21 protein-coding genes are annotated in these 22,180 nt (G+C 61.2%); 9 read left to right on the forward strand and 12 right to left on the reverse strand.

The features are described 5' to 3' along the window. Positions 1 to 5: 5 nt before the first annotated feature. Positions 6 to 944 (reverse strand): hypothetical protein, encoded by a 939-nt coding sequence (locus DA1_RS13950; RefSeq protein ID WP_034398602.1) that lies wholly within the window; start codon positions 942 to 944, stop codon positions 6 to 8. Positions 945 to 1,530: 586 nt separating this feature from the next. On the opposite strand from DA1_RS13950, the gene DA1_RS13955 reads away from it, so the two are divergent. Together DA1_RS13955 and DA1_RS13960 are read left to right on the forward strand one after the other, a co-directional pair. Next, a complete protein-coding gene (locus tag DA1_RS13955) occupies positions 1,531 to 1,929 on the forward strand; it encodes a YkvA family protein (protein WP_034393978.1) in 399 nt (132 codons plus the stop codon). A gap of 285 nt (positions 1,930 to 2,214) precedes the next feature. Next, positions 2,215 to 2,433 (forward strand): hypothetical protein, encoded by a 219-nt coding sequence (locus tag DA1_RS13960; RefSeq protein ID WP_034393975.1) that lies wholly within the window; start codon positions 2,215 to 2,217, stop codon positions 2,431 to 2,433. 217 nt (positions 2,434 to 2,650) lie between these two features. On the opposite strand, the gene DA1_RS29685 is transcribed toward DA1_RS13960, so the two are convergent. The 5 genes from DA1_RS29685 to DA1_RS13965 all read right to left on the reverse strand — a co-directional run bounded on the left by DA1_RS29685 (position 2,651) and on the right by DA1_RS13965 (position 6,354). Beyond that, positions 2,651 to 3,325 carry a uracil-DNA glycosylase gene (locus DA1_RS29685; RefSeq protein ID WP_080736899.1) on the reverse strand — a complete coding sequence of 225 codons (675 nt, stop codon included), beginning with the start codon at positions 3,323 to 3,325 and terminating at the stop codon, positions 2,651 to 2,653. Next, a complete protein-coding gene (locus tag DA1_RS29690) occupies positions 3,322 to 4,536 on the reverse strand; it encodes a nucleoside triphosphate pyrophosphohydrolase family protein (RefSeq protein ID WP_080736898.1) in 1,215 nt (404 codons plus the stop codon). Before DA1_RS29690 ends, DA1_RS29685 begins: the two co-directional genes overlap by 4 nt. Positions 4,537 to 4,672: 136 nt before the next feature. Next, positions 4,673 to 5,281, reverse strand: a complete 609-nt coding sequence (locus DA1_RS30405; RefSeq protein ID WP_218017177.1) for an Nmad2 family putative nucleotide modification protein — start codon at positions 5,279 to 5,281, stop codon at positions 4,673 to 4,675. Continuing rightward, positions 5,278 to 5,727, reverse strand: a complete 450-nt coding sequence (locus tag DA1_RS30410; protein WP_155294273.1) for a hypothetical protein — start codon at positions 5,725 to 5,727, stop codon at positions 5,278 to 5,280. Before DA1_RS30410 ends, DA1_RS30405 begins: the two co-directional genes overlap by 4 nt. A 243-nt stretch (positions 5,728 to 5,970) precedes the next feature. Beyond that, complete coding sequence (locus DA1_RS13965; RefSeq protein WP_230590842.1) at positions 5,971 to 6,354, reverse strand: hypothetical protein; 384 nt, start codon at positions 6,352 to 6,354, stop codon at positions 5,971 to 5,973. Positions 6,355 to 6,883: 529 nt separating this feature from the next. Here DA1_RS13965 and DA1_RS13970 point away from each other — a divergent pair. The 5 genes from DA1_RS13970 (at position 6,884) to DA1_RS13990 (ending at position 14,023) form a co-directional block, all read left to right on the forward strand. Then, positions 6,884 to 8,122, forward strand: a complete 1,239-nt coding sequence (locus DA1_RS13970) for an alpha-xenorhabdolysin family binary toxin subunit A (RefSeq protein WP_034393972.1) — start codon at positions 6,884 to 6,886, stop codon at positions 8,120 to 8,122. A 77-nt stretch (positions 8,123 to 8,199) separates the two neighbouring features. After that, the gene (locus DA1_RS13975) at positions 8,200 to 10,608 is read left to right on the forward strand and encodes a hypothetical protein (RefSeq protein WP_230590841.1); all 2,409 of its coding nucleotides are present in this window, start codon (positions 8,200 to 8,202) and stop codon (positions 10,606 to 10,608) included. Beyond that, positions 10,605 to 11,903, forward strand: a complete 1,299-nt coding sequence (locus tag DA1_RS13980; protein WP_034393966.1) for an RICIN domain-containing protein — start codon at positions 10,605 to 10,607, stop codon at positions 11,901 to 11,903. The genes DA1_RS13975 and DA1_RS13980 overlap by 4 nt, the downstream gene beginning before the upstream one ends. A 120-nt stretch (positions 11,904 to 12,023) precedes the next feature. Beyond that, positions 12,024 to 13,427, forward strand: a complete 1,404-nt coding sequence (locus DA1_RS13985) for an MFS transporter (protein WP_174549391.1) — start codon at positions 12,024 to 12,026, stop codon at positions 13,425 to 13,427. A 158-nt stretch (positions 13,428 to 13,585) separates the two neighbouring features. After that, on the forward strand, positions 13,586 to 14,023 hold the full coding sequence (locus tag DA1_RS13990) for an OsmC family protein (RefSeq protein WP_034393960.1): 438 nt from the start codon (positions 13,586 to 13,588) through the stop codon (positions 14,021 to 14,023). A 66-nt stretch (positions 14,024 to 14,089) separates the two neighbouring features. Here DA1_RS13990 and DA1_RS13995 read toward each other — a convergent pair whose 3' ends face one another. The 6 genes from DA1_RS13995 to DA1_RS14020 form a co-directional block, all read right to left on the reverse strand. Then, complete coding sequence (locus tag DA1_RS13995; RefSeq protein WP_051940819.1) at positions 14,090 to 14,920, reverse strand: SprT-like domain-containing protein; 831 nt, start codon at positions 14,918 to 14,920, stop codon at positions 14,090 to 14,092. A 41-nt stretch (positions 14,921 to 14,961) separates the two neighbouring features. Continuing rightward, positions 14,962 to 15,546: a flavin reductase family protein gene (locus tag DA1_RS14000; protein ID WP_034393953.1), complete on the reverse strand. Its 585-nt coding sequence runs from the start codon at positions 15,544 to 15,546 to the stop codon at positions 14,962 to 14,964. A gap of 47 nt (positions 15,547 to 15,593) precedes the next feature. Further along, positions 15,594 to 16,226 (reverse strand): Rossmann-fold NAD(P)-binding domain-containing protein, encoded by a 633-nt coding sequence (locus DA1_RS14005; RefSeq protein WP_034393951.1) that lies wholly within the window; start codon positions 16,224 to 16,226, stop codon positions 15,594 to 15,596. Between the two features lie 78 nt (positions 16,227 to 16,304). Then, the gene (locus DA1_RS14010; protein WP_034393948.1) at positions 16,305 to 17,405 is read right to left on the reverse strand and encodes an alkene reductase; all 1,101 of its coding nucleotides are present in this window, start codon (positions 17,403 to 17,405) and stop codon (positions 16,305 to 16,307) included. Between the two features lie 115 nt (positions 17,406 to 17,520). Beyond that, positions 17,521 to 18,102 carry a TetR/AcrR family transcriptional regulator gene (locus DA1_RS14015; protein WP_012205713.1) on the reverse strand — a complete coding sequence of 194 codons (582 nt, stop codon included), beginning with the start codon at positions 18,100 to 18,102 and terminating at the stop codon, positions 17,521 to 17,523. A 55-nt stretch (positions 18,103 to 18,157) separates the two neighbouring features. Beyond that, positions 18,158 to 19,108: a LysR family transcriptional regulator gene (locus tag DA1_RS14020; protein ID WP_034393944.1), complete on the reverse strand. Its 951-nt coding sequence runs from the start codon at positions 19,106 to 19,108 to the stop codon at positions 18,158 to 18,160. Positions 19,109 to 19,231: 123 nt separating this feature from the next. On the opposite strand from DA1_RS14020, the gene DA1_RS14025 reads away from it, so the two are divergent. Beyond that, the gene (locus DA1_RS14025) at positions 19,232 to 20,248 is read left to right on the forward strand and encodes a Bug family tripartite tricarboxylate transporter substrate binding protein (protein ID WP_034393941.1); all 1,017 of its coding nucleotides are present in this window, start codon (positions 19,232 to 19,234) and stop codon (positions 20,246 to 20,248) included. Between the two features lie 4 nt (positions 20,249 to 20,252). Further along, on the forward strand, positions 20,253 to 22,169 hold the full coding sequence (locus tag DA1_RS14030) for an AMP-binding protein (protein ID WP_034393938.1): 1,917 nt from the start codon (positions 20,253 to 20,255) through the stop codon (positions 22,167 to 22,169). Positions 22,170 to 22,180: the final 11 nt, after the last annotated feature.

Raw genomic sequence — 22,180 nt, forward strand, 5'->3', positions numbered from 1 at the left:
ATCCGTCAATTTTTCCTGTTGATAGGAAGTAGCAAGCTATTATTTGGTTCCGAAGACGCATAATTGTATTTTATTCTTTCACTTTGGCCATTTAATTTTTTCTCAGTCACAGCATTGGGATTGATGCGATATATCCCATGGGGAGTACTGTCTGTTTGCATTTTTAATGCGAAAATCACATTCTTCTTTATATCCCAAGTCTCGTCAATTCTATTCAAAGCTATCCCAGACAAGAACACTGCGACAGCCATTGTGACTAACGGCAAGATGGCAAGAGTTGCTGCACCTACGCCCACCACTAATCCTGCTCCAAGGCCCACCATCGTCGCCAACCCAGCCTTGACCGCCTCCACTCCAATCCCTCCCACCAGGTCATGCATGGTCTTCTCGTCGTTGAAGATGAAGTCCAATGTCTCCACGCCGATACCCACAACCAAGCTCAAGATGAAGCCCCCTCTGGCCACGCCCTGAAGGCCGCGCATGCCCAGACCCATCTGGACCATGCGGGGATTGGTGGTGAGAAAGCGCGTGCCCTGCAGCAGATTGCCGCGAAACCCGGCTCGGCCCGTGATGATGATATAGGTGCCTTTGGGCGTCGCCTTGACATAGGTGCGCGCACCGGCAAGGCGCAATGCAATCAGCGTTCTGGTGAACAGGTACGCGTCATTGGCCAGCATGGAGGCGGGGATGGTCCAGGGTTTGCCGGCATTGGGGCTGGCCGTCTGCGTCCAGTACCGGCCCAGGGCGCTTTGGGCCAGGATGGCGCGCAGGCTGGCCTCCAGGCGCGGGTCATTGCGCGACCTGTCTTGCAGGACGCCTAGGAACTCTTGCGGCGTGAGTACCACCACGTCCACCTGCTGGCTGTCCATGGCGCGGGTGATCTGCCTGTTGAAGGCCTTTTCATAGCTGATATACGGGCGGGTGAGATCTGTGGATGTTGCCATGGCCTGCAAGCGAATGGTTAATGGAATGAATAAGGAAATGGTGGTTTGCCAAATGCCAGAAAAATCACAAACGCAGGCCTCCCATCAGGCCTGCGGCAAATCAGGTCCGATCAAGGTATGAGTGTGGGAATTACGCGTTCACAATCATTCCCAAGGCCAATGTCAATCAATGGCCTGGGAATTCCGTTGTGGGAGTCCGGCTATTTGATTTCTTGGGTATCTGGAAGTCAAGCAGAAAGGCTTGTGGCTGATTATTTTCAGATTATTCCTAGATGCATATATGAGATGCACGCCTTGAGTGCAGTCGATATGGACTTGGAATGAGGAAGAGGGCGGTGACAAGGCTTTGCCAGTCAATACAGCCATTTGCCCCAGTGGACGCAGGCCATCCGACACCGCCGTGCTGCGGGCCTTTGCGGCCACAGGCACGGCGCCGTGGCGATACGGTCGTGAAGACCAGGTACAAGGAAACCGCGCGCAGCGGGCTGGCGGTCCATATCATCGAGTGCTGCGCGGGCCTGGCGGCGCAGCACCAACGGCAACGGCAAGCCGCCATCATCCAGCCCGGTCACAACCTCGTATATCCATGACAGCCAGTGAAAGATTGAAGGCCTGGGCACGACGCATCAAGCGCGATGGCGTCACCCTGTGGTTTGCCTGCAAGAGCCCGCAGACGCCCTGGTATGCCAAGGCCTTGGGCGCCTTCGTGGTCGCCTACGCCCTGAGCCCCATCGACCTGATCCCCGACTTTATCCCCGTGCTGGGCTATGTGGATGACGTCCTGCTGCTGCCCGCGCTGATCTGGCTCACCGTGCGGCTGCTTCCCCCGGCCGTGTTGGCCGACAGCCGCCAGCAGGCCGAGGCCTGGATGCAGGCCCAAGGCCGCAAGCCCCGAAGCCGTGCCGGAGTCGCTCTGGTGGTGGGCGTCTGGCTATGTGTTTGCGTGGGGGTCTTCTTTGCGTTCCGAGAGCGCTGGGGGCTTTGAGCGCGGAGCCTTGCCGGGCTGAGCGGCGGCGGGCGGGCAACACAAGGATGCGGGAGCTGCGCCTGAGCGCTGTATCATCTCGCCCAGGTGCTGAACACACCTTCACAGGCGGTCCCGCCACACTCCCGAAAGCAGTTGGACGTACTCACAGGAGGCCTCATGGCTGCTTTCCTTGCGGGCGTATCAATGCCCGAACCCTCTCCCAATACTTTGCGTGGTCCCGTGCTTCGAGCACTTGGGCATTCCTTTGCGTCAGCCGCCAAGCGTGCTCATTGAGGAGTTGCCATGCTGTACTTTCAACTTTCCGAGCCCGAGTACAACTGCCTGCGGCGCGTGCAGGATCAGTTGGGGCTGATTTCCAGTTTGATCATTGGCGCCTATCCAGGGCATGCCTTGGAGCCGGTGACTCCTGGGCAATTGCTTGCGTTTATTCAGGCGCAGGAAGAGGCGCTTGAGGGGGTGATGGGGGGAGTTAGTGAGCGCGGGGTGGTGCGGGGGGAATAATAGCGGATGACTAGAAAATCTGGTGAAAACACTATGCAGGCAAGAGTGATTTTGCCTGTATTTTTGAATTTTGCTGCTCAAGAGCTTTCCCTTAGAAAAACTATCAAGCTATTTTGATTATAAAATCAGCCATGAAAACTGATTATTATTAATAATGCTGGTGTCTCTGTGCAATAGTGGGATGGTGCTAATAATTAGTGTTAGGAAAGAAGTCTGGCTAGAAAAGTAGACCTTGATCTTTTTTTCTGTCAAAATTTTGAGGGGGAATGCCATATAGCTCACTCATTCCATTGCGAAAATCATTGATTCCCCCATAGCTTGGATGACGAATGGTGATAACTTCTAGCCCAAATCTTCTTGCATATTGCGATGCATCTTGGCCGATTGCAACTATGCGACGAATCTTGAGCCAACTAATCAATATTTCGTTTAGCTCTTCAACTAGTAGAAGCTCTCGGACTGTAAATTTTCGATTAGAGAATGGATTATCCGGCTCGTGTGGATGAAATGGGAAAACATTCCATAAAAGTGGTGGTAGCGCTAGGGAGCGAAGTACGGACCAAATTTCTGATGCAGTTCGTTCAGAGATAGCGGGGCCCAGCGTAGCTCGTTTAAAATTGGTTCCTGGGTAGCGCTGAGTCATTTCAGGTAAATGAAATTCATCCGTTAGTGCTATGCCAGTGCGGCGGCCTCCGCGGTAACCAAGGTCTCTACCCATCCAAATAGTATCTATACCGATAGTTAGCGCTGCTTTTAGATATCCTTGTAGATTGCGACGGCGAGCGGATGCTGCGTCCGGGCGATCGTTAACAGCACAGATGTCCGAATAGGGATTAAAAACGTTATCCAGCTTCACTTGGGATAGCGCGTTCACGAAGTCGTTAGGAGTCATGGCGAACAGTCCCTGTCAGGAGCTGTGAAGGTTATGGCATGCTGTAGAACGTCCACGGTCACAATGCCCCCGCGGTGCTCCTGTAGCTTGCGAAAAATCTTAAATCCTTCAATTATAGCTTGCTCCCACTGCCAAAGTTGACATTTTTCTACTTCGTAGCCTTTTACCATGCTGCTAATCTGTTTGAGCAAGCCGTAGTCTAAACCCCTAGTCTGATCATCGGTATAAAAGTTTTTTTCTTTGGCATGATTAAAAATCCAAGTAGCAATACCTTCCTCAATAATCGCTGCACGGGCTCCATCTTCATTCTCATCTATTCGAGGATCGGACTTTCGTTTTCTTTTTAATAGTCCGCGAAGAACTGGCGACCATCCGAGAAATGCCAAATATGCGAGATGGAAAACATCGTGAAAACGATAGTCATCAGGCTCATTGCTATTGTCAGTTAGGCGGTCACCTATAAAAACTTCATTAAGGCTTTGAACGACGTGCCCGTTCTCTCGTGTGCCTCGTTCGATGAAGTTTATTTCTATTTTTGCAGGAAAGCGTTCGTGTTCAGCGAATCCTTCATCAAACGGCAGTGGATATGTTTTTTGCTCGCCAGGCCACCGGCTATGGATCTTTATAAGATTACTTCGAGCTACATCTTCTAATTTTAAATCGAAGCTGGCACAGCATATGGCAATTTCTGATAGGTGTTTTCCTATATCCTCCGCGCAATTTAGATTGGCCATGCTTTGATATTCAGTCAATCTCCTGTTAGCCATAGATCCTGCGTGATATGCAAGGATGCCTAGTTGGTGAGATCGATCAAGCGATTCAGGAGTGCGGCGGATCTCAAGTAGACTATCTATATGTCGAAAGGTTACGGGTTTGACCGCGTCTTGTAAGGACTCATGGTTTCTATTTCGCAAAGTCTTGATGCATTGTTCGCCGACATGATCTATGTCTATTTGTAAAAAAATTGCGATATTTATTAGATACCAAAGTGCATCCCCCAGTTCTTCTCCAGCTAACTCTGCTTCTGTAGAGGCTATCTTGTCTCGTCCAATCTTTTTGATGGCAGCGAGAAGCCCACCAATCTCACCAAAATAGCCAAATATGATTTTTCGGAAACCGTCATCATTCTGTTGAAACTGATTCGTTGAGAAAGCCTTTGCCTTGTAATCGGCAATCGATAGCGGGGCGGGTTGAGGTGAAAGCTTAAGCATAAAGAAGAATATCTTTCAAGAAAGTTTCTATATTTCTGTGCTGGCTATCTGCTGTTTATATTATAGCTTTTGACTCTGCTTTTTAGAATAAAAATCGAGATTTGCTATTCTGGTTTTGTCATATTTAGCAAGATAGTTACCAACATTTAGGGCGGCCGCGATTTCCTCTTTCTGGTAATTTTGTGAACCAGTCAACTACTTCATCTATAAATGCATTTGAATAATTTGACCTATAATTTCGACCATTTGGATATAAATCTTCCTGATTGAATTGCCTAAGATGAATTGGTATCATAGGTGCATTGTCACCCCAGTATATAAAGTCATTACTTATTAAAACATTTTTAGACCCAAGATCTCGATCGAAATTCAATTGATTTACTACACCACCTTCGTAACTGTGGTGAGAATCTTCTTGGAGCCATTGCCCTTCGTAGAAATGATAGATATTGTCGCCATAAGCAGCAGATTTGCTTGAATCAAAGCTCGCTTTTTTGGCCGAAAATCTGGGGTCATCCCAGTATTGTTGAAAATTCAGCTTCTCAGTTACGCGCATGGCAAAGATCATTCTTTCTTGAAGATTGATGGCTTTGCTGCCGCAGCCGACTACAATATCTCCAACCTGAGCACCTTCTCTAATTTGTGGTTTACACGTTGCAAGTGTGCAAACTCCATGGAATGGGTTGGGGGCAAAACCGTAGTCCCTTGATAGCTTGTACGAAAAAATTCTTGGCCGGCTCTTCATTGGCATTTGATCCTGGGAATTTTACGTCCTGAAGTTGAGTCTTTGGGCGATTCCCATACTTCCTCGCAGTTAAGCGCTCTGGGTAATTGTGGGCTGCCGACACCCACGACTGCAGTGGATATCTCGTCGAAGATTTGGGGAAGGGAGTTTGTACTTTCTACAACGGCAATAATCTTTGTTCCTAGTGCTCCTGCATGTTTGGCTGCACTCGTTAAGCTTTCGGGGGATTTTTTAGGAATCAAAAAAATGCAAACTTCTGCATTCTCAATGCACTCTTTTATCTCGGTATTCACTTTGCTGAGATTCCCTGCTTGCGCCGCCTCTGCTGCATCTTGATCTGCAATTGAAACGCAGACCTCAAATCCATTTTCACTGAGATGCTCAACTATTTTTGGTAAATCTTCCTCAAAATCACTGGTGTATACTATGCAGGCTTTTTTTTGCATGGACATATTTGGTTTGTTTAAATAATGTTAAGAAGCTTTATTTTTTGAAATACAAGTTCGCTAAATATTTTGAATATTTGAATTTATATGCAACCCCTATATTTAATAGTTAATCGATGCAATCTCATATAATATATTAAGTATGAGCGTAATAGTGGATATTTAATTCTCCTAATAAAAGATATTTCACATCAGGCGCACTTTTTCTCATAGAGAACCTGTCGTTCTCCAATCGGAACATATTCATAACCCCATAAGGCCTGCCGCCGGCTCTTTGACGCTTTTGCCGCGCTTGCCTAATCCCCCGCCGACCAGCGTTTCAAACTCTCGCCATGACATGTTGTTCAGCGCATCCGCGCTGGAGCTAGCCGAGATGGTTTCGAACAACCGGCTTCGGCGGCGCTGGCGCACGGCGGAAATGGCCGCGCCGGCCAAGCAGATGATGGGCAGGATGTATTGGCCTGCAGTGGCCAGGCCTTGCCAGATGGCTGTTGTGGCCAATTGGTCGATTTGCTGCGGGCTTTGTGCTGCAGGCAGGGGACGGATGGCAGTGGAGTGCAGCACCATGTAGCAGGCAATTGCCAATGCAGTGCCGGCCCACCAGGGGAGCGTGGCGATCAGATCCATGAGGTCTTCCGCCGTGCTGGACTTGCTTTTTCTTGCCACTCCTGCCCCTCCCTTGCTTCAAGTTGCAAAACATTTTGCGACATTTGAGGGCTAAATGCATTCCTGAGTCAATGGGTGCGGTGAAATGCATAGAAATTGACAATGACGATTTTTTCTGAAATGGCAGTCAATTCTTGCTATTTGCTATTGATTGAGTAGCGGGCAATGCAAGCCTGGCCTATGCAATTGCGGAGGCTTGCCGTTTGAGGCAATGGCGTGACCGTGCTCATTGCCGTGAGTCGCGCAGGGGACAGGATCCTTGGGGTGTGAGATAGCAATCCGGCTGCTGTCCTTATCCCCAGTGCTGTATGAATTTGTGTCACTTGTTTGGGGGACATACAGGGCCATGGCGGCTGCCTAGCATTCGGTCGACTGGAGCGCAAAAGAAGGACGGGCGATGACTGCGGTGCGGTCATTTCTTCAACGCCGCCGCTTGTTTGCACACCGATTCGAGGCCGAATCCGGCCTTTCACCATCAGGAGCCTTCGCCATGTCCGACTCTGCAAATTCAACGAATGCCTTCACTCCGTCTGCCGATATCTACAAGGGAATCTCCGTTCTCAGTTCAGAGGACTGGATCGGACTGACGACGTTCTTCGAGTCTGCAGTCACCGACAACCCGACCACTACGGAGCTGATGCGCGCCATGCTGGGCATGCAGAAGCAGGATGCTTTCAGGCCGGAGTTTTCCGAAGCGGTGGAGCTGTTCGTCACGCTCAAGGGTGTCGGCCAGAAGTTCAAGGCCGATGTACAGGACAAGATGCTGACCCTTGCCGACGATATCGTTCAGTACAACGATGTGGCGGCAACCACCTATGAGCGGTTGATCGAGCTGGTGGACCGTTTTGATCTGGAGGGAGCGCCCACCCCATCGGCGGAGCCGGCAGTGGAAGCGAAATGGAAGGCCCTGGTCAAGGTTTGGGAAAGCGATACGCCCAGCGGGCGTTCGGAGCAGATCAAGCGCAATTTCAGCAGCGCGCTGGAGCAGTTGATTGAAGACGCCAATGCGCGCTCGGTGCGTGCCTTCGCGCTGCAGAACTCCATTCTTGACAACGGCAACGGAATACTGGTGCGCCTGAATGCCTGCAAGACCGCATTCAATGGACAAAAGCAGAAGTTCACGACCACTCTGGGCGCCGAGGGTGCTGCCAACCAGAAGCTGAAGGCCGCCGTGGAGAAGCTGGAGAACGACTTGAAGGCCCTGCGCCGCAAGGAAAAGGATGAAGTCATCGTGCTGTCCACGTCTCCGGCCTATCTGGCGATTCCGCTTTTCGGGCCGCTGATTCTGGCGGGGGTGGATATCGGCGTGGGTGCGGACCTTGCGGTCACGCGAAGGAAGATTGCCGAGAAGGTGGATGAGGTGAGAACCATCCAGGCCACGATGGCTACGAACGAGCGATTCATCGGCTACTACAACCGAAGCAATGATCGCTTTGACAGCATCAGCAAGAGCATTGAAGACCTGGGTCCCAAGCTCAAGACGCTGGGCGAGGCATGGCGTGCGATTTCTGCCGATCTGGGCAACATACACAAGGTCTTGAGCACCACCGGCCGCAAGTCCCTGCAAGGGGAAAACTGGTTCAGCGTGACGGTGGTGCTGGGCACGGCCAAGAAGGGCTGGGCGCGTGTCGCCGGACACGCAGACCATTTCCGCCGTTTCGGCGGCACGCCGAAGAAGGCGCAGAGCGTGGACCAACTGGTGGAGCTTGCCAGCAAGAAGGCAGCCTGAGCGGCCTGCTCCGGCCTTTGTCTAATCGCTGCACAGGTGCAGTGCCTTACCTGGAACCACCCGCCATGACTTCAGCAATGACTCCCCTTGAATTGCGAACCCTGATCGATCGCTACCGAGCCGAGGGCCTGGTGCCGCCAGGGCCGCTGGTCTGCAGCGGTGGCCGCGCGCCGGACGGCAGCTTCAATCCCTTCGGCATCGTGGCCGATCTGGTGGTGGACCTGAAGGTGTCGCTGGACGAGGCCGACGCGGCCGGCCTGCAGGCGCTGGACATCCATGCCGATACCGTGGTGGTGCCCGAGGGGTTCGATAGGCGGCTTGACGGCTCGGTGCGGCGGCTGACGGTGGTTGCCCGCCGCATTGTTTCCGAAGGCACGACGGTGTTGCGCATGCTGCATGACGAGGACAACGAGCTCAGCAGGGTGCGCATTTTCGTGGAAGCCGTGGAGGGCCGGTTCACGCTGTACGGCGGCCCCACGCGCGACACCCCTTATGCGTTGGAGGCGGTCTGGGACACGGTGACGCGGCCGCAGTTCAGCAATTTCCTGTGGCAGGACAACCGGGCTGTGGTGAAGCACACCCCCGTGCCACCCGGCCTGTTGGAGCATGGCGAGCCGATGCACAGGGTGCTGGCCGCGCTGTTTGCCCTGAGCGCCGGCATGGCGGGCAGGCCCGGCCACAGCGAGGCTGAGCTGGCGTTGTGCCATGAGGCGCTGGCCTGGATCACGCGCTGGTCAGGGGTCGAGTCCGGGTTTGGCGAGTTGATCCAGGCGGCGGGTTCGCTGCAGCGTCTGCTGCCTGTCATGGGCGTTGACGGGTTGGCCAGGCCGATTCCTGATCTGAGCGCCGGCAGCTATCTGTCGCTGGCCAAGGCCCGGCAGGAGGTGATGGCGGCCATGGAGGCACACCTGCGCAGCCTGCGCGCCAGCGGCGAGCTGGCAGGTGCCGTGGGCAGCGTCGCGCAGGCGTTTGCAGACCGGGACACCTTGGACCTCAAGACGCTGGAGGCACGTTGCACCGAGCTGGAGCAGCGGTTGATTCAGCAGATCGAGGCCCTTGACCGCGCCGCACGCACGGTGCGCCAGGAGGAGCTTGAAGCGGAACTTGCCGCCATGCGGCTCAAGCTTGAAAGCGACGTTGCCCAGATCGTGCGCACAGTGAAGATGAGCCTGGAAATCGCCTTTGGCGTCATTGCGGTCGCGGGCAGCGTGGCGGCCCTGTGCGTGGGCGTGCCGCCCGACCCGAAGGCGTTGACCGAGACCGGTCAGAAAGGCGTGCTCGGCCTGAAGGATTTGTACGGGCAGGCCAAGACGCTTGGCGGCAGCATAGACGGCCCGCTCAAGGCGCTGAAGGCCCTGGGCCAGTCGTTTGCCATTCCGCTGCAATGGGCCAGGCACAACTCCAGCACGCTCAAGAATCTGGTGGATCCCGCCAAGGGCGCATTGAATGCGGTGCTGCCGGTGATCCGTGGGCCGCTGGGCGGGCTGGATGTCGAGGGGATTTCCCGGGAGCTGGGCGACACCATGCGTGCACTTGCGCTCATGCCGGATGCCAATGAAGCCAAGGCCGCCTGGACGGTGCTGGAGAACGATGCAGTCAACCGGCTGGATCTGGTGCTTGCCACGGAAGGCACCGAGGCTGCCGTGCGCAACGCCGCCAACACCCTCAAGACACAGGTGCAGAAGGTGGCCATCTATGGCCGCCTGCTGGCAGAGCAAAGCGCATCCAAGAATGCCATTGCCCGTGAGCTTGCCACGCTCAAGCTGGAGTACGTTGCGGTGATCGGCAAGCGCAAGCGCCTGCAGGCGCTGGAGCAGCAGGCGCTGACAGAGCTGGAGCGCAGCGCGCGGCTGCAGGGGGAAATCACCCTCAGGGCAGAAAGTGCGCGCCGCGGCTTCTACGTGGACTGCTTCGGGGTCCGCGCCGCACAGGCCTACGAGACAGGCAAGCAGCCTGGTCACCGTCTTTCGATGCCGGGCACGGCCGCTGCCATGGCAGATGCACACGCCACCCTGCTGGCAGACCACGCCAGCGCGCAGGCCGCCAATGCGAGGACCCAAGGGGATCTGCGGCGGGAATTGCGGGTCACTGACGCCGCGCTGCTGCAGCAGCTGGCGCATGGGCAGCCCATCAGCCTGTCCATTGCCACCAGCCATCCGGCACTGGCCAGCTACCGCCGCATCCGCCTTTCGTCGGTGCAGGCCTGGCTGGAGTTTGCCGATGTCTCGGCCCAGCGCATCAATGTCGACATGGTGACTGGCCGCGACTTTCACGACAGCACGGGCAACGGGGACGAGAGGCTTTTCTGCTCGCCCCTGAAGATCAACTTCACCTACGCCGGCGACCAGATCGAGTTCTCGCAGCATCTGGGAGACGTCTGCCCGACGCCGTTCACGACCTGGCTGATCGAAGTGCTGGAGCCCCGACAGATGCCGGCAGCGCCTCGGGCCCTGCGCCTGTTGATGGCCGGCACTGCAGCCAAATGACCCGGCTTCTGTGGCTGCCCGCCGCTGCCACGGCGCTGTGCTGCGGTGGCGCTCTGGCATCAAGCTGCCGCGTCGAAGCCGAGCCTGCGCGTGAGCCAGTCGCACGGCAGGTATGGACCGATATCGCCGAGTTCTCGTTCCTGACCGGGCTTGATCTGGACGATGCCAGCGGCCGCATGACGCTGGTAAGGAGCCTGGAGAGCATGCAGTCGTTCTCTGCACTGAAGTCGGCATCGGCCGATTGGGGCACGCTGCGTGCCCGTATCGACGGGCTGGCCGATACGGTGCAAAAGCTGGGGCAGGCCGTCGGGCGTTTGCAGCAGCTGTGCGACCAGCTGGATGCCGTTTCGCTAGCCCCCGACGCGCCGCTGGACGAGGCCCGATGGAATGCGGGTGTCGCAGCCGTCGAGACGGAGATGGATGCGGCCATTGCGGCGGCTGCACCCGTCGTGGCGCAACTGGAAAGTCATGCCTCGCTGCTTCGCGTGGCCGCCGCGCACCATGCCAGGCAGCCGCCACCGGCAAACGCGGTGGTCCGCCTTGGGCCCGCGCCGCAGGCGATGGCAACGGAATTCAGCACCCTGGCATTGCGCTGGCGGGCCGTGGCCTCCGACCTTGCAAATGCTCGCCGCATCTTGCCGGTGAGGCCGGTGCGTGGTTCATCCGCGCCCTTGATCGCCATGACGGCCGCCATGCGGGAACTGGCACGGATCTCCGCCGAGGCGCACGCGCTCTCGGCCCAGCGGCTCAGCGATGCGGATTTTCGGCGCTACGAGACGGGCGACTACCTGTACGACCAATGCCCCATGCTCAAGGACCGCCAATGGGTCGGGCTGCAGAACCTGTACTGGAGTGAAAGGCGCAACGCGGTAGCGCTGCTGCAGGGCACGGGCCTTGTGTCGCCTCCCGGCCTGTTCAACTTCGAGCCATGGCAGATTTCCGTCCCGGCCATGATTCTGGGCGCCGACAGATGGAGGTTCATGCGCACCGGCAAGGGCTACTGGCTGGTCCAGAATGCGGCGTACGGACCGGGCACCATGGCGCTCGATGTCACCAGCGTGGCCGGGAAATCGCATCTTGAGCTGAAGATGACGGCGTCAGCGGGAGACTCCCCACGCTTCAGCGGCCAGCAATGGCGCTGTGCGCCCAGCGACCTGCCGGGCCACTTCCATCTCTACAACCGCTTCCTGTCGGATGCCGTCGTGCTGGATACGGCCAATGACAATGGCATTGCCGTCATGCTGCCGGCCACCAGCCGCTCCTCTGGCCAGTATTGGCGTGTGATCGAGCGGTAAGAGGTACTTGGGGGCAGGACCCCCTTGATCTCAACCGCACTTGAGGTTGCATGCTCCAGGCTTTTCGTCGCCATGGCACTGCGCCATGGCCGGCGCAGACCCTGCAACCAAGAAGCATCCATGCCCCATCAAGATTCCCTCACGCTGGACGATCAGGTCCGGCCGACGACCACCGAGAGCTGGTCCATCCTGTCCTCCCCCTACCGCCTGACGACGATCGGCATCGTCTCGCTGGTGGCCTTGATTGCCTTTGAGGCCCTGGCCGTGGCCACCGCCATGCCAGCGGTGGCCCGCGCGCTCGATGGGGTGCCGCTGTATGCGGTTGCCTTTGGCGTGACCCTGGCCACCAGCGTGGTGGGCATGACGGTGGCGGGCGGCTGGTGCGACGCGCGCGGGCCGGCGGCGCCGCTGTGGTCTGGCATGGCGTGTTTTGTGGCGGGGCTGCTGCTGGCGGGCTTTGCGCCTTCCATGCCGGTGTTTCTGGCGGGGCGGCTGGTTCAGGGGCTGGGGGCGGGTGGCATGTCGGTGGCGCTGTATGTGCTGGTGGGCCGGCGGTATCCCGAGGCACTGCGGCGGCGCATTTTTGCGGCGTTTGCCACGGCCTGGGTGGTGCCCGCGCTGGTGGGGCCGGCGTTGAGCGGCCTGGTGGTGGAGCACCTGGGCTGGCGCTGGGTGTTCCTGGGCGTGCCCCTGCTGGCCTTGCCGGCCGGGGCGATGCTGCGCCCGGCGCTCCAGGGCCTGGGCGGCCATGGCCGGGGCATGCAGGGCGGTGTGCGGCGCGGGCTGTGGGCCCTGGGCGCGGCCACGGGCATCTGCCTTCTGTATGTGGGCGGGCAGAGGCAATCGGCGGGCGCCTTGGGGGCGGTGGCGGTGGCCGCGGCCTTGTCGCTGGTCTGCACCTGGAAGCTCTTGCCGGCCGGCACGCTGCGCGCCGGGCGCGGGCTGCCCAGCGTGATCGCCTTGCGCGGGCTGGTGTTTGCAGCATTCTTCGGGGCCGAGGCGTTCCTGCCGCTGGTGCTGGCGCGCGAGCACGGGCTGTCAGCACCCATGGCGGGGTTGGTGCTGAGCGCGGGTGCGCTGGGCTGGTGTTCCGCCTCCTGGTACCAGGGACACAGCCGCAACGGGTGGAGCCGTCACCGCTTCCTGCGCGTGGGCACCAGCGCGGTGCTGGCGGGCGTGCTGCTGACGGCATCCGTGGCCTGGCCGGCCGTGCCCGTGTGGGTGGCGGTGGTGGGCTGGATCGTGTCGGGGCTGGGCATGGGCCTGCTCTCGGCAAGCCTGTCGGTGCTCACGCTATCCATGTCCGCGCCCGGCGAGCAGGGCGCCAACAGCTCGGCCCTGCAGCTGTGCGAGGCCATTGCCGTGGCGGCCACCCTGGCCATTGGCGGATCGCTGTTCGCGGCCTTGCTGGAAACTTCGGCCCAGGCGGCCTATCTGGCGAATTTTGGGGTTGCGGCGGGGGCGGCGGTGCTGGCGGCGGTGATCGTTGGGCGAACGGATACGCGGCAGGTGTTTGTGGGGTGAGGAGGCCGGCTTTGCCATCACAAAGATTGCTGGATGAGTGTTTAAGCCTGGCTCTGTAGGACGTTCGCGCAGGGGCTGGCGCGCTCCGGGACCACGCCTTGCCCCGTGGCGCCTGTGCTGTGATGGCGGCTTGTCCAACCAACGCACAGGAGAAACACATGTCCGAGAAAACCGCTTCCGTCCATTGGGAAGGTGCAGGCAAGACCGGCCAGGGCCGCATCAGCACGGAGACCGGCGCGCTCAAGGACCATCCCTATGGCTTCGGCAGCCGCTTCGGTGATGACCGCAAGGGAACGAATCCCGAGGAGATCGTGGGCGCCGCACATGCGGCGTGTTTCACGATGGCCTTTGCTTTTGCCTGCGAGAAGGCGGGCATCGCCACCGAGATGCTGGACACCACAGCCAAGGTCCGGCTTGCCAAGGACGGCGAGGGCTTCAAGATCGACCGCATTGCCCTCACGCTGCAGGCCAAGGTGCCCGGCATCGATGATGCGCAGTTCCAGAAAATCGCCCAGGAGGCCAAGTCCCAGTGCCCGCTGTCCAAGGCGCTGGCAGGCGTGCCCGAGGTGACCTTGGCGGCCACGCTGCTGCATTGAGTTCGCACAGGCGCTTGTGCCGGGAGGAGGGGCAGGGCAGGTGCAGCGCTCTGGCTTGCCGGGCGCTCAATCCTGGGCCGCGAAGCCTTTGCTGCAATCGCCGCAGAACAGGTTCAGCCCAGGCTTGCCCCAGACATTGACGGGCGCAGCGCAGCCGCCGCAGCGGTACTTGACGCGCAGGGACTTGTTGACGGGCTGCACCATGGTCTCGCCGGTGGTGGAGCCCGGCACAGCCACCGAGGTGCCCACGGGCCGCACGGCTTCGGCCAGGGCGGGCACTGAGGACATGGGCGGCTGGGTGCCTTGCATGCCCTGGATCTGCGTGGCCATGCTCCACTGGCCCGTGACCACATGCTCGATGGCCGGGAAGCGGTCGTACCAGCTCAGTTGGAAGCGCGTGGTCAGCAACTGCCCGCAGGCCGCGAGGAAGGGGCCTCCCGCCATGGCGTAGTCGGCCATCATGTCGCCCGTGCGCCGGCCGCCGGGCCGGCCCGTGGACGAGGGCATGAGGCCCAGCGATTCCAGCTTGTCCGCCCATTCCTCGTTGTGATACCGCGCGCGGCCCGGCTTGCCGAAGTGGTGCTGCCACAGGTGCGTCATCTCATGCACCAGGGTCTGCAGCGTCTCGATGATGGGCACGGCCGCGAAGTAGGCGGGGTTGAGCGCAATCTCGTCCGTGGTGCTGCCATCCAGCGACGCAAAACGCGCGGCAGAGAAGTAACCGCAGGTGCGTTTCTCGCGCTGCAGCGTGATCAGGCAATGGGGCAGGGCATCGTCGAACAGGCGCTGGTTGAAGTGCTCGTAGGCCTGCTGCAGTTCGGAATAGGTTTCGCGCGTGGGGACTGCGCGCGAAGAGGAAAGGGAAGATGCAAGGGAAGAGGCAGTGGCCGAGAGCATGGCTGGATTGTGCAATACAGCCATGCCGCCATTGGCGAGTTTCAGGGCGATCCGTCCTGCACGTTCAACGCCTGCCCAATCGCATAGAACTGCCCACCCGCCACGTAGTGCAGGCTGCGCAGCGCGGGGTCGGCGTCCTCGAAGTGCCAGTGGCCGTCGCTGAATACGCGGGTGTCGGACCAGGCGCCCACGATCTCGCCGATGAACAGGTCGTAGGCCTGCTGGTTGTGGGGCTCGGGGATGAGTCGGCAGGCCAGCCAGCCGGCGCAGCCGTCCACGAAGGGCAGGTCGAACCCGTCCATGCCGAACAGCTGAACGCCGCTGGTGGTGAGCTTGCCGGCATCGGTGGACAGGCTGAGCGTGCCGACCTCGTGCGTGAGTCGCAACTGGGCGGCCGTGGGCACCTGGATCACGAACATGCCGCTGTGCTCGACCAGGGCGCGCGTGGCCGTGGCCTTGTCCAGCACCACGGTGAGCTTCGGGGGCGCGAAGTCCAGCGCGCAGCACCAGGCTGCGGCCATGACGTTGTCCACGCCGCCGTGGCGGGCCGAGACCAGGACGGTGGGGCCGTGGTTGATCAGCCGGTAGGACTTGGCGAGATCGACCGGGGCGATATGCGGGTTCATGCAGGGGTTCCTGAAGGGTTCTGTTTTTGCGCGTGCAGGCGCCAAGTTCATTCGGCCAGCGCCTCGGAAACCACGATATGGACGCCGGGCCTGGCGTTGACAGCTGCCTCTATCAAAGCCTGGGCAATGCGGTGCGCGGGGTTGAGCCGCCAGCGCCGGGGCAGCAGCGGGCCCAGGGCGCCAAGAACGCCGACCATGGCGCGCTCGCCCGCGCGGTGTTCGGTGCGCGGGCCGCTGATCAGGCCGGGGCGCACGAAGGTGAGCGATGCGAAGCCCTGGCTTTGCAGGTCGCGCTCGAGCTCACCCTTGACGCGGTTGTAGAAGATGCGCGAGCCAGCGTCGGCGCCCATGGCCGAGTTCAGCACATAGGTGGGCGTGCCGTGGCGATGGGCCAGGCGGGCGGCCAGCAGCGGATAGTCATGGTCCACACGCTGAAAAGCCGGCTGGCTGCCGGCTGTCTTGATGGTGGTGCCCAGGGTGCAGACCAGGGCATCTGCTCGCCACCAGTCGGCATCTTCGGGCAGGTGCTCGAAATCGACGATGGGGGCGAGCAGCCTGGGATGCGCCGGCAGCGCCCGGCGTACCGGGGCTACGATGCGGGTGATGCGGCTGTCGGCCAGGGCCTGTTGCAGCACCTGGCTGCCCACCAGCCCCGTGGCGCCCACGATCAGTAGTTGCATGGCTTGGTCTTTCGATGGGTCATTCGATGAGGACGCAGGTCAGCCAGTGTGCCGCAGATCGTGGGGTGGATGGCCGGCTCAGGCGGCCACTGGCCAGTCCGTGTAGCCTTGGGCACCGCCGCCGTAGTAGGCCTCGTGCGGGGCCACGGCCAGTTCCTTGCCATGGCGCAGGCGGGCCACCAGGTCGGGGTTGGCGATGAAGGGGCGGCCGATGGCCACGGTGTCGATCAGGCCCTTGGCGCGGCGGTCCATGGCCAGTTCCAGGTCATAGCCGTTGTTGCCCATGTAGGCGCCGTCAAAGAGCTTGCGCAGCGCGTCCAGGTCCACGCCGGGCGGCAGTTCGCGCGAGCCGCCGGTGGCGCCTTCCACGACGTGCAGGTAGGCCAGGCCGAAGCGGTTGAGCTGGGGGATCAGGTAGCCGTAAAGCGCCATCACATCGCTGTCCAGCGGCGTGTTGCCGGCGTTGGGCGTGACGGGCGACAGGCGGATGCCCACGCGGTCGGCGCCCCAGACCTTGGCCACGGTGTCGGTGACTTCCAGCGTCAGGCGGGCACGGTTTTCGATGCTGCCGCCATAGGCGTCGCTGCGGTGGTTGGTGGAGTCGCGCAGGAACTGGTCGAGCAGGTAGCCGTTGGCCGAGTGCACTTCCACGCCGTCAAAACCTGCACGCTTGGCGCATTCGGCCGCATGGCGGTATTGCTCGACGATGCCGGGGATTTCGCTGGTTTCCAGGGCGCGGGGCATGGATACCTCGGCCACGCCGTTGGGCGTGAAGGTGACGCCTTCGGCCTTGATGGCAGAGGGGGCGACAGGGGCCACGCCACCGGGCTGCAGGTCCACGTGCGAGTAGCGGCCCACGTGCCACAGCTGGGCCACGATCTTGCCGCCGGCCGCATGTACGGCGTCGGTGACCTTTTTCCAGCCGGCAACCTGTTGCTCGGTCCAGATGCCGGGCGTGAGGTTGTAGCCTCGGCCCTGTGCGGAGATGTTGACGGCTTCGCTGATCAACAGGCCCGCGCTGGCGCGCTGGGCGTAGTAGGCGGCGTGCAGTTCGGTGGGCACGCCGTCGTCACCGGCGCGGCTGCGGGTCAGCGGGGCCATGACGAAGCGGTTGGCGAGCGACAGGCCGCCCAGTTGGGTGGGGGAGAACAGATCGGTGTGAAGGCTGTGGTCGGTCATGGTGTGCAGTGGTGGTGGTTGAACAAAAAGGAAGAGGGATGGGTAAAGGGTGTAGGTTTTAAAGTTGACCAGTCGTCTACAAACAAGGCAAATAAAAAGTAGCGGCCCGGCCTGCTCAGCCCAGCAGCCGCTTCGTGGACACAAGGGCTGCGGCAAATGGCTCCTCATGCCGGCCCAGCTTGGACAGCAGGGAGGCGCCCAGCCACAACTGGTACAGCGATTCAGCCAGCGCAGGCGCGTCCAGGTCGGATGTGATGGAGCCATCGGCCTGGCCGGCGCGCACGCAGTCGGTCAGCCGGGTGATGATGGCGTCGGTGCCAGTGCGCAGCACCGAGCGCATGTCGTCGGACAGGTCGCAGACCTCGGGGCCCAGCTTGACCACGAGGCACTGGCCTCCTGCATGGGCCGAGCACTGGTTCTGCGTCCAATGGCGGAAGTAGGTCATCAGCCGGGAGATGGCCGGATCGGGCGTCTCCATGAGCGCATCGATCTTGGCCAGGTACTCGTCGAAGTACTCCTGCAGCAGGGCCTGGCCGAACTCTTCCTTGGACTTGAAGTAGTAGTAGAAGGAGCCCTTGGGCACGCCCGCAGCCGCGACGACCTCGGCCAGGCCGACGGCCGTATAGCCTTTCTGGGTCATCAACGCCTTGGCCACATCAAGGATGTGCTGGCGTGTTTCCTGTGCGGGTTTCTTCATGGGATCGAAGTCTAACGTAAAAACCGACCAGTCGTCTACAAACTTTGTTCCCGAGTCATTCCTGCGGTGGCAAGGCCTGTGCCGTGTCGGGCAAGTCACCCGGCCGGATGATGCGCGCAAGGCCCATCCTGTCGCTCAGAAAGTCGATCAAGGCCCGGGCGGCGCCGGACTGGAATCGGTTGGGCATGTACAGCATGAACATGCGGCCCTGGTTGATGCTGAATTCGTAGTCCTGCATGGCCAGCACGACGCGGCCATCTTCCACCTGGCGGCGCACCATGTAGTCGGGCACCAGCCCCACGCCTAAACCGCCAGTGATGCAGTCGCACAGGAAAGGGTAGCTGCGCGACATCAGCGTGGGCGTGATGTCCAGCTCCTCCAGCGGCTGGCCGTTCCGCGCGATCTGCAGGCGCACCTTGCCGCTTTCTCCGCCCGATGTGATGAGCGGCGTGCGCGACAGCTCGGACGGTGTCTCCGGCAGGCGGTGGCTGCGCAGCCAGTCGCTGGAGGCGCACAGGCTGTAGCGCACCGGCCCCATGTCGCGCGCCACCAGCATGGGTGGCGGGTCGGACATGACGCGGATGGCGATGTCCACGCTGTCCTTGAGCAGGTTGTCTATGAAGTTCTCCAGGCGGATGTCCAGCACCACCTGCGGATGGGCGCGCTTGAACTCGATCAGCCACGGCGCCATGACCAGGTGGCCGTAGCCGGTGGGCACGCTCAGCCCGATCTTTCCCGAGATGCCGTCCGTGCTGCTTTGGGCCAGCTCGCGCACCAGTTCGGTCTCGTTGAGGATGTTGCGCGCATGGCGGTAGATGCGCTGGCCGACCTCGGTGGCCTCTACGCCCTGGGGTGTTCTGCGCAGCAGCGATGCGCCAAGGGACTTCTCCAGCCGGGCCAGGTGGTAGCTCACGTTGGCCCGCGACATGTTCAAGAACTTTGCCGCCTGGCTCAGGTTTCCGTGCTCGATGATCTGGACAAGGATGTTGAATGCCAGGAGATCCATGCGTTGCGGTCCAAGGGGGTGTCAATATTGTTTGACATGATGTCAACCGCCGCCGCCATTGTCAAAGAGAGTGCGCTGGGCAGAATGGGCCAGCCAGAACACATAAACACTCAAGGAGACAAGATGGCAGGCATCACAAAAAGACAGGCGTTGGCCAAGGGCATGGCGCTGGGCGCCATCGGCATGGCTGCGTTCGCATCGCTGTGCGGCGCGGCGCAGGCCAATACCGATACCGGCGCCTGGCCCGACAGACCGATCCGCCTGGTCGTTCCCTTCCCGCCGGGCGGACCCACCGATGGCGCGGCGCGCGTCTACGCCGAGGCGCTGGCGCGCCAGCTGGGCCAGCCCGTGGTGATAGAGAACAAGCCCGGCGCATCGGGCGCGGTGGCGGCAGGCCAGTTCCGCACGGCAGCGCCTGACGGCTATACGCTGATGATGATGGTCACGCCCACCATCATGGCGCCGCATTTCTTCAAGAACGTCAAGTTCCACCCGGCCACGGATTTCGCCCCGGTCACCAAGATCTATGACTTGCCCAATGTGATTGCGGTCAATGCGCAGTCGCTGCCCAAGGTGACGGACCTCAAATCGCTGTTTCAGTACGCCAAGGCGCAGCCCGCCACGCTGGACTACACCAGCTCCGGCGCGGGCAGCTCGGGCCACCTGAGCATGGAACTGATGAAATCCGCCAAGCTGCACACCATGCAGCACGTGGCCTACAAGGGCAGCGCGCCCGCCATGAACGACACGCTGGGCGGCGTGGTGCCGGTGATCTATGCGGACATGGTGTCTGCGCTGCCCCATATCCGCAGCGGGCGGCTGAGGGCACTGGCCGTGGGCACGCCGCAGCGCGTGAAGGCGCTGGACGGCGTGCAGACCATGGCCGAGCAGGGCTTTGGCGGCTATGAGGCATCGTCCTGGGGCGGCCTGGTGGCACCCAGGGACACGCCGCGCGCCATCATCGACAAGCTCAGCGCCACCTCGCGCCAGCTGCTGGCCACCGACGAGGTGCGCGACCGTTTCGAGAAGATCGGCGTGGCGGCCGCCTACCTCAACCCCCAGGACACCGAGGGCCTGATCCGCAGCGACTACACGCGCTGGGGCGAGGTGGTGCGCACCAACGGCCTGGGCGCGGAGTGAATCCATGGCCATGAGTCCTATCCCTGCGCAATCCATGTTCCGGCCCCTGCGGGCCGTTTGCAGCCTGGCCGATGTCGAAGCCATCGAAAGCCGGCCCATGGCGCAACTGATCACCGCGACTTCGGTCTACGACCTCTTTTGCAACTCCGAGCGTGAGCACGGCCAGGGCAGGGCGCTGAGCTTTCTGCCCCAGGCCGGCAGCGTGGATGATGCCCGGCACCTGAGCTATGCCGAACTGCTTGGCAAGATCCACCAGACGGCCAATGCCCTGCATGCGCTGGGCATGGGCGCCAGCGACACGGTGGCCATCCTGCTGCCCGGCTGCATGGAGTACCACTTTGCGCTGTGGGGCGGCGAGGCGGCGGGCATCGTGCAGCCCATCAATCCGCTGCTGAGTGCCGAGAAGATCTCTGCCCTGATGCGGACCACGGGCGCGCGCTTTCTGATCGCCTGGGCGGACGAGGACGATGCCGGCATCCGCGAGAAAGTCATGGCGCTGGATGCGGACCTGGCGCATGTGCTCTGGGTCTCGCATGAAGGTCGCGTTCCCCAGGGGGATGGACAGCGCTGGCCCGCCAGCGATCTGCATGCCGCCCTGGCCGCCCAGCCCTCCGACTGGTTGGTGAGCGGGCGCCAGCCCCAGGCCGGCGACGTGGCGGCCTATTTTCATACCGGGGGCACCACGGGTGCGCCCAAGATTGCCGTGCAGACGCATGGCGCCCAGGTCTACACCGCCTGGGCCAGCGTGCAGATGCAGGGCCTGAACACGGCCGACCGCACCATCAACGGCTACCCGCTGTTCCATGTGGCGGGCGTGCTGCCGGGCTCGCTGGCCTGCTTCTCGGCCGGGGCCCACGTCATCATTCCGACCACGGGGCTGTTTCGCAACAAGGCCGTGATTGCCGGCTTCTGGCGCATGGCGGCACAGTGGAAGCCCACGCTGATGTCGGCCGTGCCCACGGTGCTGGCCGCGCTGGTGGAGGTGCCGCTGCAGGGGGCCGATGTGTCCTCCATCCGCTACTTCCGCACGGGCGCCGCGCCGCTGTCGCCCGAGGTGGCGGCGCGCTTCAAGACGCACAGCGGCTTCCATGTGCACGAGAGCCTGGGCATGACCGAGATGACGGGCATCTCCACCATCACGCCGCCCGGTCTGCACGCGGCGGCCGGACATGTGGGCCTGCGCCTGCCGTTTGCGCGCCTGGCCGTGCGCCGCATGGGGCCGGACGGCAGGCCATCGAGCCAGGAAGCGGCGGCCGGCGAAACCGGCATGGTGGTGTTCCAGTCGCCCAACCTGTTTTCCGGGTACCTGGGTGGCATCGCGCCGTCCAGCTACCTCACCGATGACGGCTGGCTGATCACGGGGGACCTGGGCTCGGTCGGCGACGATGGCCTGCTGCGGCTGCGCGGGCGTTCCAAGGACGTGATCATCCGCAGCGGCCACAACATCGATCCGCAGGTGATAGAGCAGGCGCTGGAGCGCCATCCCGCCGTCAATGCCTGCGCCGCCGTGGGCGCGCCCGATGCCTATGCGGGCGAGGTGCCTGTGGCCTTTGTCGCTCTCCACCCCGGCGCTCAGGCCGATGAGACCGAACTGCTGGCCTTTGCCGCAGCCGGCGTGGACGAAGCGCCTGCGCGCCCGCGCTATGTGCGCATCATCGATGCGCTGCCCACCACCAACGTGGGCAAGGTCTACAAGCCGCGCCTGCGCAGCATGGCAGCAGAAATCTACGCCCGCACCCTGGTCGCCCAGGCGCATGAGCGCATGGGCCTGCCGCTGCCGCCCGCCGACAGCACCACGCATGCGGAAGGCGAGGGCTTTGTGCTGCGCCCGGCCAGGGCGGCTGACCGGAGCCCTTGGGAGCGGGCCGCCGAGGCGCTGGCCTTCACGGGCGAGCCGGTGCGCATCGAGGATGCCGCCTGAACACTGGGCCG

The organism is Delftia acidovorans NBRC 14950 (assembly GCF_001598795.1).
GTDB classification, from domain to species: Bacteria; Pseudomonadota; Gammaproteobacteria; order Burkholderiales; family Burkholderiaceae_C; genus Comamonas; species Comamonas acidovorans.

Excerpts from the sequence above, each read along its gene's own strand:
- DA1_RS13950 (WP_034398602.1), bottom strand. The coding sequence starts at position 944 with ATGGCAACATCCACAGATCTCACCCGCCCGTATATCAGCTATGAAAAG.
- DA1_RS13955 (WP_034393978.1), top strand. The coding sequence starts at position 1,531 with ATGACAGCCAGTGAAAGATTGAAGGCCTGGGCACGACGCATCAAGCGC.
- DA1_RS13960 (WP_034393975.1), top strand. The coding sequence starts at position 2,215 with ATGCTGTACTTTCAACTTTCCGAGCCCGAGTACAACTGCCTGCGGCGC.
- DA1_RS29685 (WP_080736899.1), bottom strand. The coding sequence starts at position 3,325 with ATGACTCCTAACGACTTCGTGAACGCGCTATCCCAAGTGAAGCTGGAT.
- DA1_RS29690 (WP_080736898.1), bottom strand. The coding sequence starts at position 4,536 with ATGCTTAAGCTTTCACCTCAACCCGCCCCGCTATCGATTGCCGATTAC.
- DA1_RS30405 (WP_218017177.1), bottom strand. The coding sequence starts at position 5,281 with ATGAAGAGCCGGCCAAGAATTTTTTCGTACAAGCTATCAAGGGACTAC.
- DA1_RS30410 (WP_155294273.1), bottom strand. The coding sequence starts at position 5,727 with ATGCAAAAAAAAGCCTGCATAGTATACACCAGTGATTTTGAGGAAGAT.
- DA1_RS13965 (WP_230590842.1), bottom strand. The coding sequence starts at position 6,354 with ATGGATCTGATCGCCACGCTCCCCTGGTGGGCCGGCACTGCATTGGCA.
- DA1_RS13970 (WP_034393972.1), top strand. The coding sequence starts at position 6,884 with ATGTCCGACTCTGCAAATTCAACGAATGCCTTCACTCCGTCTGCCGAT.
- DA1_RS13975 (WP_230590841.1), top strand. The coding sequence starts at position 8,200 with ATGACTCCCCTTGAATTGCGAACCCTGATCGATCGCTACCGAGCCGAG.
- DA1_RS13980 (WP_034393966.1), top strand. The coding sequence starts at position 10,605 with ATGACCCGGCTTCTGTGGCTGCCCGCCGCTGCCACGGCGCTGTGCTGC.
- DA1_RS13985 (WP_174549391.1), top strand. The coding sequence starts at position 12,024 with ATGCCCCATCAAGATTCCCTCACGCTGGACGATCAGGTCCGGCCGACG.
- DA1_RS13990 (WP_034393960.1), top strand. The coding sequence starts at position 13,586 with ATGTCCGAGAAAACCGCTTCCGTCCATTGGGAAGGTGCAGGCAAGACC.
- DA1_RS13995 (WP_051940819.1), bottom strand. The coding sequence starts at position 14,920 with ATGCTCTCGGCCACTGCCTCTTCCCTTGCATCTTCCCTTTCCTCTTCG.
- DA1_RS14000 (WP_034393953.1), bottom strand. The coding sequence starts at position 15,546 with ATGAACCCGCATATCGCCCCGGTCGATCTCGCCAAGTCCTACCGGCTG.
- DA1_RS14005 (WP_034393951.1), bottom strand. The coding sequence starts at position 16,226 with ATGCAACTACTGATCGTGGGCGCCACGGGGCTGGTGGGCAGCCAGGTG.
- DA1_RS14010 (WP_034393948.1), bottom strand. The coding sequence starts at position 17,405 with ATGACCGACCACAGCCTTCACACCGATCTGTTCTCCCCCACCCAACTG.
- DA1_RS14015 (WP_012205713.1), bottom strand. The coding sequence starts at position 18,102 with ATGAAGAAACCCGCACAGGAAACACGCCAGCACATCCTTGATGTGGCC.
- DA1_RS14020 (WP_034393944.1), bottom strand. The coding sequence starts at position 19,108 with ATGGATCTCCTGGCATTCAACATCCTTGTCCAGATCATCGAGCACGGA.
- DA1_RS14025 (WP_034393941.1), top strand. The coding sequence starts at position 19,232 with ATGGCAGGCATCACAAAAAGACAGGCGTTGGCCAAGGGCATGGCGCTG.
- DA1_RS14030 (WP_034393938.1), top strand. The coding sequence starts at position 20,253 with ATGGCCATGAGTCCTATCCCTGCGCAATCCATGTTCCGGCCCCTGCGG.